The following is a 1,484-nucleotide window of genomic DNA, read 5'->3' as shown; positions in this document are numbered from 1 at the left end:
GTCCAATGGCACTGAAAAAGGCTTAATCACGTTCGCAGTTTAGCTTTCAAGACAGAGCGAGGTTCCTGCATTCGAGGATATGGTTTCGGTCTGCGTTTTAAAACCCTAGGTTCAGAACGGTCGGGTCGCAGAGTGAGTAAATTAGTTGCCACCTGTTCCAAAAGTAATTGACGCCATTTTCGCTGTTGGCATTTTCCTGTAGTTGCCAACAGCGTCAATAACAGATTAAACTGCTGCCTGGTTGATTGGAATGAGAGTTGAAAAACTGTATTTTTTGACGAAGATACAGCCTGCCACATAATGGTACGTAACAAAGTGTAAGCTAATAAATGTGTCCAGATTTCTTTTCTCACCATCACTGGAGTTTTAGCTGTTAACATCTCCATTTTCAGCGTTGTTTTGACATAGCGTAAATTGACTTCTGCTGCCGACCAACGAAGTCCATATAAAGAAGTCAATTTTTCAACAGTATACCGTTTGGCATCCACCAATGTTGTCACTATAATAATACGCTCAGCTCGGAAGCCGCGGCGTTTAATTCGCAGGCATACTTCTCGGACGATGAAACTAGAAGGTAATGCCTCGAATTCCTCAATATTCATGTGGTCGGGACACTGCCGGGGCTTATTCCAGACGACTTTATGGTCGCCAATTCCCAACTTTTTTCCCCGTCTAAAGTCAGTTTTACGGAGATGAATTTTCCGAAAAACAGCATCGGCTCCTCGCTCTTTTACTAAGACTAAATCGACATAATTACCATAAGCTTGATCCGCCAATATCACATCGTCGGGGGCTAAATTTGCATAAATTAAACGGCTCATCACAATCTCACTGCTTGCTAAGGAAGCTATGCCAGCAGATACCACAGCCCCTGTCACCAATGAAAAGAGTACCACCATTTTAGCGATGGGAAATCCACACCCTGGTTTTTGATTGCTGTGTTGCGGATACTCGGCTTGATTAGCAGCAGTATCACTCATCAACACTGTTGTTCCATCTAGTACCCGCACTCGTCGTCCACACCATTGTTGTTCTATGGGAACTTGCGCTTCTAGAGTTTCTGCGACTATGGGTACTAACTGTTGAACGACTTTTTCTGGTAGTCGTTTACGAGCTTTACTGTATGCCCCGGTGTCAGACGAAGGAGGCTTGACTCCGGCCGCACTGAGCCACGTACTCATCCGCTTCACGGCTTGACTCAAACTTTTGTCGGGAGAGAGTACCTGGGATACCATCGCCCACAAGGTGACTATCGGTGTGTAGATGCTTTGGTAGTAGGTGATTTTCTCATTCGCTAGAAGCGAATGGACTAACTTTTCTGGCAGCAGCTTCTCCCAAGGTGAGGCAACGCTCTGCAAAAATTGTTGTTTGAGAATGCACGCACGATTTGGCATAATGGAGAGAGATATTTTGGTTTGTAAGGCAACGATCTATATATATCTTGCCTTACAGATTTTTTTTTGCTCACTTTTTCAGTGCCATTG

1 protein-coding gene is annotated in these 1,484 nt (G+C 44.5%); it reads right to left on the bottom strand.

Features of this window, described 5'->3' with window-relative positions; translation table 11 throughout:
• Positions 1-26: 26 nt before the first annotated feature.
• Positions 27-1,394: an IS4 family transposase gene (locus tag QUB77_RS31545; RefSeq protein ID WP_333180931.1), complete on the bottom strand. Its 1,368-nt coding sequence runs from the start codon at positions 1,392-1,394 to the stop codon at positions 27-29.
• Positions 1,395-1,484 lie beyond the last annotated feature (90 nt).

It is taken from the genome of Microcoleus sp. AT9b-C3 (genome assembly GCF_036705485.1).
In the GTDB taxonomy this organism is placed as follows: Bacteria; Cyanobacteriota; Cyanobacteriia; order Cyanobacteriales; family Microcoleaceae; genus Microcoleus.
Note: the sequence above shows the minus strand (reverse complement) of the source record. Positions and strands in the feature narration are given on the sequence as shown.